10 protein-coding genes are annotated in these 13,114 nt (G+C 69.1%); 6 read left to right on the top strand and 4 right to left on the bottom strand.

The window, feature by feature from the left end:
• The first annotated feature begins 49 nt into the window (after nt 1–49).
• Nucleotides 50–1,750 carry a methylmalonyl-CoA mutase gene (locus OG303_RS17340; protein ID WP_405869292.1) on the top strand — a complete coding sequence of 567 codons (1,701 nt, stop codon included), beginning with the start codon at nt 50–52 and terminating at the stop codon, nt 1,748–1,750.
• 14 nt (nt 1,751–1,764) lie between these two features.
• On the opposite strand, the gene OG303_RS17335 is transcribed toward OG303_RS17340, so the two are convergent.
• Nucleotides 1,765–2,394: a TetR/AcrR family transcriptional regulator gene (locus OG303_RS17335; protein WP_405869291.1), complete on the bottom strand. Its 630-nt coding sequence runs from the start codon at nt 2,392–2,394 to the stop codon at nt 1,765–1,767.
• 231 nt (nt 2,395–2,625) lie between these two features.
• On the opposite strand from OG303_RS17335, the gene OG303_RS17330 reads away from it, so the two are divergent.
• The 4 genes from OG303_RS17330 to OG303_RS17315 all read left to right on the top strand — a co-directional run bounded on the left by OG303_RS17330 (nt 2,626) and on the right by OG303_RS17315 (nt 6,888).
• Nucleotides 2,626–3,606 (top strand): tetratricopeptide repeat protein, encoded by a 981-nt coding sequence (locus tag OG303_RS17330; protein WP_405869290.1) that lies wholly within the window; start codon nt 2,626–2,628, stop codon nt 3,604–3,606.
• 649 nt (nt 3,607–4,255) lie between these two features.
• On the top strand, nt 4,256–4,888 hold the full coding sequence (locus OG303_RS17325; RefSeq protein WP_405869289.1) for a DUF6230 family protein: 633 nt from the start codon (nt 4,256–4,258) through the stop codon (nt 4,886–4,888).
• 130 nt (nt 4,889–5,018) lie between these two features.
• A complete protein-coding gene (locus OG303_RS17320) occupies nt 5,019–5,579 on the top strand; it encodes a DUF6114 domain-containing protein (RefSeq protein ID WP_405869288.1) in 561 nt (186 codons plus the stop codon).
• On the top strand, nt 5,569–6,888 hold the full coding sequence (locus tag OG303_RS17315; protein WP_405869287.1) for a hypothetical protein: 1,320 nt from the start codon (nt 5,569–5,571) through the stop codon (nt 6,886–6,888). The genes OG303_RS17320 and OG303_RS17315 overlap by 11 nt, the downstream gene beginning before the upstream one ends.
• A 98-nt stretch (nt 6,889–6,986) precedes the next feature.
• Here the strand turns inward: OG303_RS17315 and pyk are convergent, their stop codons facing one another.
• The 3 genes from pyk to pta all read right to left on the bottom strand — a co-directional run bounded on the left by pyk (nt 6,987) and on the right by pta (nt 11,837).
• Nucleotides 6,987–8,417: a pyruvate kinase gene (pyk, locus tag OG303_RS17310; RefSeq protein WP_405869286.1), complete on the bottom strand. Its 1,431-nt coding sequence runs from the start codon at nt 8,415–8,417 to the stop codon at nt 6,987–6,989.
• Nucleotides 8,418–8,547: 130 nt separating this feature from the next.
• Nucleotides 8,548–9,750, bottom strand: a complete 1,203-nt coding sequence (locus OG303_RS17305; RefSeq protein ID WP_405869285.1) for an acetate kinase — start codon at nt 9,748–9,750, stop codon at nt 8,548–8,550.
• Nucleotides 9,747–11,837, bottom strand: a complete 2,091-nt coding sequence (gene pta / locus OG303_RS17300; protein ID WP_405869284.1) for a phosphate acetyltransferase — start codon at nt 11,835–11,837, stop codon at nt 9,747–9,749. Before pta ends, OG303_RS17305 begins: the two co-directional genes overlap by 4 nt.
• Before the next feature lie 227 nt (nt 11,838–12,064).
• Here pta and OG303_RS17295 point away from each other — a divergent pair, with 227 nt between their 5' ends.
• Nucleotides 12,065–13,090 (top strand): ATP-dependent 6-phosphofructokinase, encoded by a 1,026-nt coding sequence (locus OG303_RS17295; protein ID WP_405869283.1) that lies wholly within the window; start codon nt 12,065–12,067, stop codon nt 13,088–13,090.
• The last annotated feature ends 24 nt before the right edge of the window (nt 13,091–13,114 follow it).

Below are 13,114 nucleotides of genomic sequence, written 5' to 3'. Positions count from 1 at the left end.
CGTCCTACTACCTCGACATTTACTAGGACGTCCAAGTAAATTTGAAGGCATGGACGCTGATGCCATCGAGGAGGGCCGCCGTCGCTGGCAGGCCCGGTACGACGCTTCGCGTAAGCGTGAGGCGGACTTCGGCACGCTCTCCGGGGATCCCGTGGAGCCCGCGTACGGGCCCCGGCCGGGAGATGCGTACGAGGGCTTCGAGCGGATCGGGTGGCCGGGGGAGTACCCCTTCACGCGCGGGCTGTATGCGACCGGCTACCGAGGGCGGACGTGGACCATCCGGCAGTTCGCCGGGTTCGGGAACGCCGAGCAGACCAACGAGCGCTACAAGAAGATCCTCGCCAACGGCGGCGGGGGCCTGTCCGTGGCCTTCGACATGCCGACCCTCATGGGGCGCGACTCCGACGATCCGCGCGCGCTGGGCGAGGTCGGGCACTGCGGGGTGGCCATCGACTCCGCGGCGGACATGGAGGTCCTGTTCCAGGACATCCCGCTGGGCGACGTGACCACGTCCATGACGATCAGCGGGCCGGCCGTTCCCGTCTTCTGTATGTATCTCGTCGCGGCCGAGCGGCAGGGCGTGGATCCCTCCGTGCTCAACGGCACGCTGCAGACGGACATCTTCAAGGAGTACATCGCCCAGAAGGAGTGGCTCTTCCAGCCCGAGCCGCATCTGCGCCTCATCGGCGACCTGATGGAGTACTGCGCCGCCGGGATCCCCGCCTACAAGCCGTTGTCCGTGTCCGGGTACCACATCCGCGAGGCCGGCTCGACGGCCGCGCAGGAGCTGGCGTACACGCTGGCCGACGGGTTCGGGTACGTGGAGCTGGGGCTCAGCCGCGGACTGGACGTGGACGTGTTCGCGCCCGGGCTGTCCTTCTTCTTCGACGCGCACGTCGACTTCTTCGAGGAGATCGCCAAGTTCCGCGCGGCCCGGCGCATTTGGGCGCGGTGGATGCGGGACGTCTACGGCGCCAGGTCCGAGAAGGCGCAGTGGCTGCGCTTCCACACGCAGACCGCCGGTGTCTCACTGACGGCCCAGCAGCCGTACAACAACGTCGTGCGTACGGCCGTGGAGGCGCTCGCGGCGGTGCTCGGCGGGACCAACTCGCTGCACACCAACGCCCTGGACGAGACCCTCGCGCTGCCGAGCGAGCAGGCGGCGGAGATCGCGCTGCGCACCCAGCAGGTGCTCATGGAGGAGACCGGGGTCGCCAACGTGGCCGATCCGCTGGGCGGTTCGTGGTTCGTCGAGCAGCTGACGGACCGGATCGAGGCGGACGCGGAGAAGATCTTCGAGCAGATCAGGGAGCGGGGGCTGCGGGCGCATCCCGACGGCCGGCACCCCATCGGTCCGATCACCTCCGGGATCCTGCGCGGCATCGAGGACGGCTGGTTCACGGGCGAGATCGCCGAGTCGGCCTTCCAGTACCAACGGGCCCTGGAGAAGGGCGACAAGAGGGTCGTGGGCGTGAACGTCCACCACGGGTCCGTCACCGGGGACCTGGAGATCCTGCGGGTCAGCCACGAGGTCGAGCGCGAGCAGGTACGGGCGCTCGGCACCCGCAGGACCGCCCGGGACGAGACCGCCGTGCGCGCCGCGCTGGATGCGATGGTGGGTGCCGCCCGGGACGGGTCCAACATGATCGAGCCGATGCTCGACGCCGTACGGGCCGAGGCGACCCTCGGTGAGATCTGCGGGGTGCTGCGGGACGAGTGGGGGGTGTACACGGAGCCCGCCGGTTTCTAGTGCCTGCCGCGGCACTAGGCGGACCGAGAGGCCCCTGTGAGGCCGAGGAGCAGGACCTGGGTGAAACTGCGCACCCACTCCTCGTCCGCCGGTTCCGCGCTCACCAGCGTGCGGTGAACCACCGCCCCGGCCACCACGTCGAAGATCAGGTCGACCGTGCGGGCCGCCTCCCCGGGATCCGTCTCCTGGGGCAGCTCGCCGCGCGCCTGGGCGCGGGTCCGGCCCTCCAGGACCAGCCGCTTCTGGCGGTCCACGATCGACTCGCGGATCCGCTCCCGCAGCGCGTGGTCGCGGGTGGACTCCGCGACCACCGCCATCAGGCCGCTCTTGGCCTCCGGGCGGGCCAGGATCGCGGCGAACTGCAGGACCACGCCCTCGATGTCGGCGGCCAGGGTGCCGCGGTCGGGGAGCGCGAGCTCGTCGAAGAGCTCCGCCACCGCGTCGACCACCAGCTCGTTCTTACCGGTCCAGCGGCGATAGAGGGTTGTCTTTGCAACCCCGGCCCGGGTCGCCACGTCTCCCAGGGTGAGCTTCGACCAGCCCAGCTCGACCAGCGCCTCCCGCGTGGCGGCGAGGATCGCGGTGTCCGCGGCGGCGCTGCGGGGGCGTCCTGTGGCGCGCGGGACGGGAGTGCGGCTCTGCATCCCACGACCATAACCGGCGGTTCCTGTGAGGCCGTGAGGGAGATCACCGGGGGGTGGTGTCCGGGAGGCACCCCGTGCCATTACGCTACGACTCGTAGCGAAAGCTCGCGCGGGACGTGCGCGAGCGACGACCACTGGCGTGGGGTGGGGACCCGGCGCCGAACACCACGCTGCACGACCGGCTTTCAGAACGCTTTTCACGCAGACGCGCGGACGGGGGAGGATAGACGCATGCAGCCACGGAACATGTCCATGAGCGGAGTCGTCGACCTCGCCGCGGTGAAGGCGGCCCAGGAGGCCAAGACGAAGGCGGAGCAGGCGCGCGCCGAAGCCGCCCGGCAGGGCGGCGTGCCAGGTGCCGTCTCCCCGGCGGATCTCGTGATCGACGTCGACGAGGCCGGCTTCGAGCGCGATGTCCTGCAGCGGTCCACCGAGGTGCCCGTCGTCATCGACTTCTGGGCCGAGTGGTGCGAGCCCTGCAAGCAGCTGAGCCCCGTCCTCGAGCGGCTCGCCGTCGAGTACGCCGGGCGCTTCCTGCTCGCAAAGGTCGACGTCGACGCCAACCAGATGCTGATGCAGCAGTTCGGGATCCAGGGGATCCCGGCGGTGTTCGCCGTCGTCGCCGGGCAGGCGCTGCCGCTCTTCCAGGGGGCCGCGGGCGAGGCCCAGATCCGGCAGACCCTGGACCAGCTGGTGCAGGTCGCCGAGCAGCGCTTCGGTCTGACCGGTCTGGCGGTCGACCCCGAAGCCGAGCCGGGCGGCGCCCAGACGGAGCCCGAGGAGGCGCCGGCCGGGCCGTACGACGCGCTGCTCGAGGCGGCCGTAAGGGCCCTGGACTCGGGGGACTTCGGCGGCGCGGTGCAGGCGTACAAGAACGTGCTGAGCGAGGACCCGGGCAATCCGGAGGCCAAACTGGGCCTTTCCCAGGCCGAGTTGCTCCAGCGGGTGCAGGGACTGGACCAGCAGCAGGTGCGCAGGGACGCGGCGGAGAAGCCGGCCGACGCGCAGGCCCAGATCGCGGCGGCGGACCTGGATCTGGTCGGCGGTCATGTCGAGGACGCCTTCGGGCGGCTCATCGAGACGGTCCGGCGCACGGCGGGTGACGACCGGGACACGGTACGTCTGCGACTGCTGGAGCTCTTTGAGGTCGTTGGGGCGGATGATCCGCGGGTGGCGGCGGCGCGTCGGGCGCTCGCACGCGCACTGTTCTGAGCGGGGCGACGGGCCGGTTCTGACCTGTCGCTAAACGCCGGGGCATGTGATGCCCAAGTGAAAGATTTGCCGATGGAACGTCAGTGCGGCCGCGCTTTACCAAATCTTGGTAATCGCGGCCGCTGTTACTGCAAGTAAGTTTCGGTCGTTGATCTGTCGGTTTCTGTCCAATGATCAACGGTTTTGTCTCTGGCTCTGACTGCACCCTCCGTCGCCGCCCGAGACCTGTGGGTCGTTGTTCGGTTATCCGGCCGTTACTACCCAGTAACGAAGCCCCTTGTGCGGGCGGCGAGAATGCACCACGATCGGCGACGCTCGGTCCATTCCCGTACCCCGACAGCCGGTTGGGTCGCGGGGGTTCCTGGGTCCCCACCGAGTAGAGCCGGCGTCATGGGTGCCAGCTCTTGGACAGGGGGGTCTTCGCCCACTCGGTGAAGCCTGTCCAGCAAGGTTGTGCGTGATGCGTGTCAGGCGCGACCAGTGGTTGTCGCTCGGGGGTGATCGCCGGTGATCGGTGCGCGATTTTTTGCGCCTCCGAGTGCAGGCGCTCTCCTTCCCGAGGACGTAGCACTTCTCCCATCCCTGCCCGGCTGAGCCGCCAACTGGGGGCAGTCAGGGTCAGGAGATGTACGTCCGAGAAGGAGGAAATATGGAGTCCCAGGTGCGTGGCGGGACCAGATGGAAGCGGTTCGCTGTGGTCATGGTGCCCAGCGTCGCCGCGACGGCCGCGATAGGTGTCGCCCTCGCGCAGGGCGCTCTCGCCGCGTCGTTCAGCGTGTCCGGCCAGCAGTTCAAGGTGTCGACCGACTCGCTGGAAGGTACGGGCTTCTCGCAGTACGGAGCCATTGACTCGGGGTACACCCTCGACGGCAAGAAGACGGCACACCCGGTCGCGGTCTCGGCGTTCAAGTCCGCGACCATCAAGGGCCTGTGCCAGTCGGTGGTCACCCCGGACATCCCGGTGATCGGCACTGTCAGCCTGGTCCTGAAGGCCGGTGGCGGCAGCAAGCCGGTCGAGGCCGACAACCTGTACATCGACCTCGATGACCTGAGCGCCGACGCGACGTTCAAGAACATCGACATCGGTGTGGCCGCAGGGAGCGCCAGCAAGGGTCCCGGCATCCACAGCGGAGACGCCGCGAACCCGTACGGATTCGCGCAGCAGGCCGAGTCGGCCACGCTGACCGGCGTGAAGCAGACGGCGTGGGCCACCACCGCCGGAACCTTCAAGCTCAGCGGGCTGAAGATGTCCGTCTCGACGGGTACTCACGAGTGCTTCTAGGCACTCGGTGACGGGCGGGGGAGCCGATGGCGCCCCCGCCCGTCAACCTTCCACCACTTTCTTCACACACAGCACAACTCACCACCACAGCACCATCACCACAGCAAGCCGCAGCAGGGAGCTGTTTTCCATGAGCGCCGAGACTCCTGCCGTACCCGCCGGCCAGTTCAGTCGCCGGAGGGTGCAGTTCCGCGCATGGCGGGGCACGCGGCCGTTCTGGGCCGGCCTGTTCGTCATGCTCGCCGGACTCCCGATCGCCTACTTCCCGTACGCCCACCTGCAGGTGGGCCATCTGACGCTGGCGATGGCCACGACCGCGGGCGCCGGGTCCCTGATCATCGGGGTGCTTCTCGTCGTTCTGGGCTTCAGCCTCTGGTTCCAGAAGCACGTGCGGACCTTCGCCGGTATCGCGGCGATTCTGCTGGGGCTCGTGTCCATCCCCGTGTCCAACCTCGGCGGCTTCCTGATCGGCTTCCTGCTGGCCCTCGTCGGCGGCGCGTTGGCCGTGGCGTGGGCCCCGGGAGAGCCGCCCGCCGAGGAGCCGGCACGGGAGGACACCACGGGAGCGGGAAACGCCCCGGGAGCCCTGGACCCGGACACCACCATCCTCAAGCCCGTGGTGGGCGAGCCGAACGATCTGTCAGGAACGAGCCCGGCGAACGGGGCGAACGGGAGGCACAGTGCCGGCTGACGAGGTGACCCACGGGACTGATGTGGACGAGTCCCGTGTGAGAACCGGGCCGCGGCATGCGGCACCCAAGAAGCCGCTGTTCACCCGGTTCCACATGCCGGCAGGCAAGGCGATAGCCACGGTGGCCATGCCGACGGCGGTCCTCATGGGCATGGGGTTCACGTCCTCGCTCGCCCTCGCGGACAGCGGCGGTTCCTCGACGCCGACGGCGAAGAGCCTGACCGCGGACGAGTACAAGGACTGCGTGGCAGCGCTGGGCGACGACGCGTCGGCCTCGCCGTCGCCGTCCGCCTCGGCGAGTTCCAGCGAGTCGGCGGACAAGGCGACACCCTCGCCCTCGTCCACGGACTCGTCGAAGGAGTCCTCGGACTCCGGCAAGACGTCGTCGGGTTCGTCGGATTCAGGTTCCGACGACAAGGCGACGCCCACTCCGTCGGCCAGCGCGTCGAGTTCGGACTCCGGTAGCGGCGACACCGCGACGGCGAGTCCCTCGGCGTCCGCGAGCAGCGGCGGTCTGCTGGACGACATCGGCGACGCGATCGGTGGCATCTTCACCGGCGGCAGCTCCACGTCGAGCGCGAGCCCGACGCCGTCCGCGTCCGCCTCGGCGAGCGCGAGCAAGGACGCGTCGTCCTCGGACTCAAGCGTGTCGGACACCGTCAAGGACACGACCAAGAAGGTCACCGACACGGTCAACGGCACCGTGAAGGACACGACCGACACGGCGACCAAGGCGGCCGAGGCGGCCACCAAGGCGGCAGAGAAGGCGGCCGAGTCGGCCACCTCCTCCGCGAGCCCGTCCGCGAGTTCCTCCACGGACGCGGAGAACTGCCCGACCGCCACGGACGACGAGAGCGGCGTCGACAACAAGGTGCCGGTGGCGGACGACCCCTGGTACCTCAACGCCAGCTCGCTGCTGCTGAAGGGCGCCGACTACCAGGGCGTCGTCGAGGTGAAGACGGCCAACGGCACCACCAAGAAGGTGCTGAAGTACGTCATCTCCGGCGGCACCGACATCGGCGACCTGCACCAGACGGTCAAGGACACCCAGCAGGACAAGACGTACCACGTGCAGGCAGGCTCGGGCACGACGTCCACGATCCGTGACGGCGACACGACGATGTACACGGAGTCCATCTCCGGGAACCTGTTCGGTCTGATCCCGATCACGTTCAGCCCGGACAGCCCGCCGCCGCTGAACATCCCGCTGATCTACTTCACCAACGTGAAGGTCGTCCAGGCCGGTCAGTTCGGCGGCACGCTGCACGTACCCGGCATGCATGTGTACACGACCGAAGGAACCGGCTGAGCGCCGCCCACAGGCCCGTTCGGGAGCCGCACACAACTGAGGGCGCCCCCTGTCGCAGGGGGCGCCCTCAGCGCCGTACAAGACCCTTTACGGGGTTGCTAGTTGCCCTGGCCGCCGGCGATGTGGTGGACGCGGAGCATGTTGGTGGTGCCGGGGACGCCGGGGGGCGAGCCGGCGGTGATGATGACGATCTCGCCCGGGCTGAAGCGGTTGATCTTGGCGATCTCCTGGTCGACCATGTCGACCATCTCGTCCGTGGTGTTCACGAACGGCACGACGTGCGACTCCACGCCCCAGCTGAGCGTCAGCTGGTTGCGGGTGTTCTCGTCGGTGGTGAAGGCGATGATCGGCTGCTGCGCGCGATAGCGCGAGAGCCGGCGGGCGGTGTCGCCGGACTGGGTGAAGGCCACCAGGCCCCGGCCGCCCAGGAAGTCCGCGATCTCGCACGCGGCACGCGCGACCGAACCACCCTGCGTACGCGGCTTCTTGCCCGGCACGAGCGGCTGCAGGCCCTTGCTGAGGAGCTCCTGCTCGGCCGCGGCGACGATCTTCGACATCGTCTTCACGGTCTCGACCGGGTACGCGCCCACGCTCGACTCGGCGGACAGCATGACCGCGTCGGCGCCGTCCAGGATCGCGTTGGCGACGTCGGACGCCTCGGCGCGCGTGGGGCGGGAGTTGGTGATCATCGACTCCATCATCTGGGTCGCCACGATCACCGGCTTGGCGTTGCGGCGGCACAGCTCGATGAGCCGCTTCTGCACCATGGGGACCTTCTCGAGCGGGTACTCGACGGCCAGGTCGCCACGGGCCACCATGACGGCGTCGAACGCCATCACGACGCCCTCCATGTTGTCCACCGCCTGCGGCTTCTCCACCTTGGCGATGACGGGGACCCGGCGACCCTCCTCGTCCATCACCTTGTGGACGTCGTCGACGTCCTTGGCGTCCCGCACGAAGGACAGCGCGACCATGTCGCAGCCCATGCGGAGGGCGAAGCGGAGGTCCTCCACGTCCTTCTCGGACAGCGCGGGGACGTTGACGGCCGTGCCGGGCAGGTTGATGCCCTTGTGGTCGGAGACGACACCGCCCTCGATGACGATCGTCTTCACCCGCGGGCCCTCGACGTCCAGGACCTTCAGCTCGACGTTGCCGTCGTTGATCAGGATCTGGTCGCCGCGGTCGACGTCACCGGGCAGACCCTTGTAGGTCGTGCCGCAGATGGACTTGTCGCCCGGGACGTCCTCGACGGTGATGACGAACTCGTCACCGCGCTCGAGCTCGACCGGGCCCTCGGCGAAGGTCTCCAGACGGATCTTCGGGCCCTGGAGGTCGGCGAGGACACCGATGGCCCGGCCGGTCTCCTTGGACGCGGCACGGACGCGGTCGTACCGCCCCTGGTGCTCGGCGTGGGTGCCGTGGCTGAAGTTGAACCTGGCCACGTTCATTCCGGCCTCGATCATCGAGACCAGCATTTCGTGGGAGTCGACCGCGGGGCCGAGAGTACAGACGATTTTCGAACGGCGCATGGGGCGATCCTATCGGTTTGTTTCGCCGCGGAATATTCCGTCTGGCGGAAGATACAAATGGGCGGGTCCGCGCTCAGGCGTGTTACTGCGGTGTATTCATCAGCCGGCCACGCGGCGGAGCCGCATATTGTTACTGCCCGACCAGTGCATAGGTCTGTGTGGCGATCTCCAGTTCCTCGTCGGTCGGCACCACGGCGACGGCCACGCGCGCGTGTGCGGGCGAGATCAGCCGCGGCTCGTCACTGCGTACGGCGTTCAGTTCCCCGTCCACCGCCAGGCCCAGCTGCTCCAGGCCCGCCACGGCGGCCTCCCGCACCGGCGCCGCGTTCTCGCCGACCCCGGCGGTGAAGGCGATCGCGTCCACCCGGCCGAGTACGGCGTAATAGGCGCCGATGTACTTCTTCAGACGGTGAATGTAGATGTCGAAGGCGAGTCCGGCCTCTTCGTCGCCTTCGTCGATGCGGCGGCGGATCTCCCGCATGTCGTTGTCACCGCACAGTCCGACGAGTCCGCTCTTCTTGTTGAGAAGAGTGTCGATCTCGTCCGTGGACATTCCGCCAACGCGCATCAAATGGAAGATGACGGCCGGGTCCATGTCTCCGGATCGCGTACCCATCACGAGCCCCTCCAAAGGCGTCAGCCCCATGGAGGTGTCCACGCACTTCCCGCCCCGCACGGCGGAGGCGGACGCCCCGTTGCCGAGGTGCAGCACGATGGTGTTGACCTCCGCGGGCGCCCTGCCGAGCAGCTTTGCCGTCGCCCGGGACACGTACGCGTGCGAGGTCCCGTGGAACCCGTACCGCCTGATCCGGTGCTCGTCGGCGGTCTTCACGTCGATCGCGTAGCGGGCCGCCGACTCAGGCATCGTGGTGTGGAAGGCGGTGTCGAAGACGGCGACCTGGGGCAGGTCGGGCCGCAGGGTCTGTGCCGTACGGATGCCGGTGAGGTTCGCTGGGTTGTGCAGCGGGGCCACCGGTATCAGCCGCTCGATCTCGGCGAGCACGGCCTCGTCGATGACGGTCGGCTCGGTGAAGGTCTTCCCGCCGTGCACGACCCGGTGCCCGATCGCGGCGAGTTCGGGCGAGTCCAGCCCGAGCCCGTCCTTGGCCAGCTCTTCCGCCACGGCCTTCAGGGCGGCCTCGTGGTCGGCGATCGGCCCCCTCCACTCGCGGGAATCGCCGGTCGTGAGCGGCGTGTGCTTCAGCCGTGAGGTCTCCTCGCCGATCCGCTCGACGAGGCCCACGGCCAGCCGGCTGCTGTCCCGCATGTCGAGCAGCTGGTACTTCACCGACGAGGAGCCGGAGTTGAGGACGAGGACGCGGGACGGGCTCACTGGGCGGTTGCCTTCTCGTTCGAGTTCTGGGCCTGGATGGCCGTGATGGCGACGGTGTTCACGATGTCCTGGACCAGGGCGCCCCGGGACAGGTCGTTGACCGGCTTGCGCAGGCCCTGCAGCACAGGTCCGACCGCGATGGCGCCGGCCGAACGCTGCACGGCCTTGTAGGTGTTGTTGCCGGTGTTCAGGTCCGGGAAGATCAACACGCTTGCCTGACCGGCGACTTCGGAGCCCGGCAGCTTGGTGGCCGCGACCGTCGGCTCCACGGCGGCGTCGTACTGGATCGGCCCCTCGGTCTTCAGGTCGGGGCGCCGCGCGCGCACCAGCTCGGTCGCCTCCCGCACCTTGTCGACGTCGGCGCCCGAGCCGGACGTACCCGTCGAGTACGACAGCATCGCGATCCGTGCCTCCACGCCGAACTGCTCGGCGGTGGCGGCCGCCTGGATGGCGATGTCGGCGAGCTGCTCGGCGTTCGGGTCGGGGTTCACGGCGCAGTCGCCGTAGACGAGGACCTTGTCGGCGAGGCACATGAAGAAGACGGACGAGACGATGTCGGCGTCCGGCTTGGTCTTGATGATCTCGAAGGCGGGGCGGATGGTCGCGGCCGTCGAGTGCACGGAGCCCGAGACCATGCCGTCCGCGAGCCCCTCCTGGACCATCAGCGTGCCGAAGTAGTTCACGTCCGAGACGACGTCGTACGCCAGCTCGACGGAGACGCCCTTGTGGGCGCGGAGCTTGGCGTACTTCTCGGCGAAGGAGTCGCGCAGTTCGCTGGTGGCGGGGTCGATCAACTGGCACTTGCCGAGGTCGATGCCCAGGTCGGCGGCCTTCTTGCGGATCTGGTCGACCGGCCCGAGGAGGGTGAGGTCGCAGACCCTGCGGCGCAGCAGCACCTCGGCGGCGTGCAGGACGCGCTCCTCGGTGCCCTCCGGGAGGACGACCCGGCGCTTGTCGGAGCGCGCCTGTTCGAGCAGTTTGTGCTCGAACATCATCGGCGTGACGCGGTCGCTGCTGGGCGTGGAGACCCGGTCGAGGAGGTCGCCGGTGTCGACGTACCGCTCGAAGAGCCCGAGCGCGGTCTCGGCCTTCCGCGGTGTGGCCGCGTTCAACTTCCCCTCCAGGGAGAAGAGTTCGGCGGCGGTAAAGAAGCTGTTGCCGGGTACCGAGAGCACCGGGGTTCCCGGGGCGAGGCGGGCGGCGAGGGTGAGGATCTCGTCGCTCGGCACCTCGTTCAGGGTGAGTAGCACGCCGGCTATCGGAGGGGTGCCGGCGCTGTGCGCGGCCAGCGAGCCGACGACCAGGTCGGCGCGGTCGCCCGGGGTCACGACCAGGCAGCCCGGGGTCAGGGCGCCCAGGAAGTTCGGCAGCATCGCGCCGCCGAAGACGAAGTCGAGGGCGTCGCGCGACAGTCCCGAGTCGTCGCCGAGCAGGACCCTGGCGCCGAGGGCCTGGCCGATCTGGGCGACCGTGGGGGCGGAGAGCGCGGGCTCGTCGGGGACGACGTAGCACGGCACCGGGAGCCGGGAGTCGAGCTTCCCCGCGATCTCGTCCCGGTCCTCCCGGGCGACCCGGTTGGTCACCATGGCGAGGACGTCGCAGCCCAGCCCGTCGTAGGCCCGGTAGGCGTTGCGGGTCTCGGCGAGCACGGACTCGGCGGGCTGCTTGCGGCCGCCCACGACCGGGATCACGGACGCCCCGAACTCGTTGGCGAGGCGGGCGTTGAGGGAGAGCTCGTCGGGGAGCTGGGTGTCGGCGAAGTCCGTGCCCAGGACGAGGACGACCTCGTAGTCGCGCGCGACGAGGTGAAAGCGGTCGACGAGGGTCGACACCAGCTCGTCCGTCCCCCGTTCCGCCTGGAGGGCGGACGCCTCGTGGTAGTCCATGCCGTAGACCGTGGCCGGGTCCTGGGACAGCCGGTAGCGGGCGCGCAGCAGCTCGAACAGGCGGTCGGGGTTGTGGTGAACGAGCGGCCGGAACACCCCGACCCGGTCGACCCGCCGGGTCAGGAGCTCCATGACTCCCAGCTCGACGACCTGGCGGCCGTCGCCGCGGTCGATACCGGTCACGTACACGCTGCGCGTCACGCGTGCTCCCTCTCCGTTTCGGGGCCAGCTTCGGGGCCAGAAAAATCGCCCACCGAGGTGAGCAGAACCCTCTTGACAATACCTCTGAGCGTGGTTTAGGCGCCCGTCGGTGGAGGGGCCCCGGATGGGCATCCTGCCCGTCGGAAGGCAAGCGGCACCCCCGCTGTGGGACGTGAAACAATCGGACTGGCTCACCGGTACCAACAGCGACCTGGAGACACAGCACGATGCGCATCGGAGTTCTCACCGCAGGCGGCGACTGCCCCGGCCTGAACGCTGTCATCCGGTCGGTCGTGCACCGAGCGGTCGACCACTACGGCGACGAGGTCATCGGCTTCGAGGACGGTTTCGCCGGCCTGCTGGACGGCCACTACCGCAGCCTCGACCTGAACGCGGTCAGCGGCATCCTGGCCCGCGGCGGCACCATCCTCGGCTCCTCCCGCCTGGAGCGCGACCGGCTGCGCGAGGCCTGCGAGCGGGCCGAGGACATGGTCGAGGAGTTCGGCATCGACGCGCTGATCCCGATCGGCGGCGAGGGCACGCTGACGGCGGCCCGCATGCTGTCCGACGCCGGTCTGCCGGTGGTCGGCGTCCCGAAGACGATCGACAACGACATCTCCTCCACGGACCGCACCTTCGGTTTCGACACCGCGGTCGGGGTCGCCACGGAGGCGATGGACCGCCTGAAGACGACGGCCGAGTCCCACCAGCGCGTGATGGTGGTGGAGGTCATGGGCCGCCACGCGGGCTGGATCGCGCTGGAGTCCGGGATGGCGGCGGGCGCGCACGGCATCTGCCTGCCGGAGCGGCCCTTCGACCCGGCCGACCTGGTGAAGATGGTCGAGGAGCGCTTCGCCCGCGGCAAGAAGTTCGCGGTCGTGTGTGTGGCGGAGGGCGCCCACCCGGCCGACGGCTCCATGGACTACGGCCACGGCGAGATCGACAAGTTCGGCCACGAGCGCTTCCAGGGCATCGGTACGGCCCTGGCGTACGAGCTGGAGCGACGGCTCGGCAAGGAGGCCAAGCCGGTCATTCTCGGCCATGTGCAGCGCGGTGGCGTCCCCACGGCGTACGACCGCGTCCTCGCCACGCGCTTCGGCTGGCACGCGGTGGAGGCCGCGCACCGGGGTGAGTTCGGGCGGATGACGGCACTGCGCGGGACGGACATCGTGATGGTGCCGCTCGCGGAGGCGGTCACCGAGCTGAAGACGGTGCCGAAGGACCGCATGGACGAGGCGGAGTCGGTGTTCTAGCCGGTGGCGTCCCCCGCACTCCCT

It is taken from the genome of Streptomyces sp. NBC_00005 (assembly GCF_045160215.1).
In the GTDB taxonomy this organism is placed as follows: Bacteria; Actinomycetota; Actinomycetes; order Streptomycetales; family Streptomycetaceae; genus Streptomyces.
Note: the sequence above shows the minus strand (reverse complement) of the source record. Positions and strands in the feature narration are given on the sequence as shown.

What these genes read in the sequence shown, in the direction of transcription:
- OG303_RS17335 (WP_405869291.1), bottom strand. Translation starts at nt 2,394, where the DNA reads ATGCAGAGCCGCACTCCCGTCCCGCGCGCCACAGGACGCCCCCGCAGC.
- OG303_RS17340 (WP_405869292.1), top strand. Translation starts at nt 50, where the DNA reads ATGGACGCTGATGCCATCGAGGAGGGCCGCCGTCGCTGGCAGGCCCGG.
- pyk (WP_405869286.1), bottom strand. Translation starts at nt 8,417, where the DNA reads ATGCGCCGTTCGAAAATCGTCTGTACTCTCGGCCCCGCGGTCGACTCC.
- OG303_RS17330 (WP_405869290.1), top strand. Translation starts at nt 2,626, where the DNA reads ATGCAGCCACGGAACATGTCCATGAGCGGAGTCGTCGACCTCGCCGCG.
- OG303_RS17320 (WP_405869288.1), top strand. Translation starts at nt 5,019, where the DNA reads ATGAGCGCCGAGACTCCTGCCGTACCCGCCGGCCAGTTCAGTCGCCGG.
- OG303_RS17325 (WP_405869289.1), top strand. Translation starts at nt 4,256, where the DNA reads ATGGAGTCCCAGGTGCGTGGCGGGACCAGATGGAAGCGGTTCGCTGTG.
- OG303_RS17295 (WP_405869283.1), top strand. Translation starts at nt 12,065, where the DNA reads ATGCGCATCGGAGTTCTCACCGCAGGCGGCGACTGCCCCGGCCTGAAC.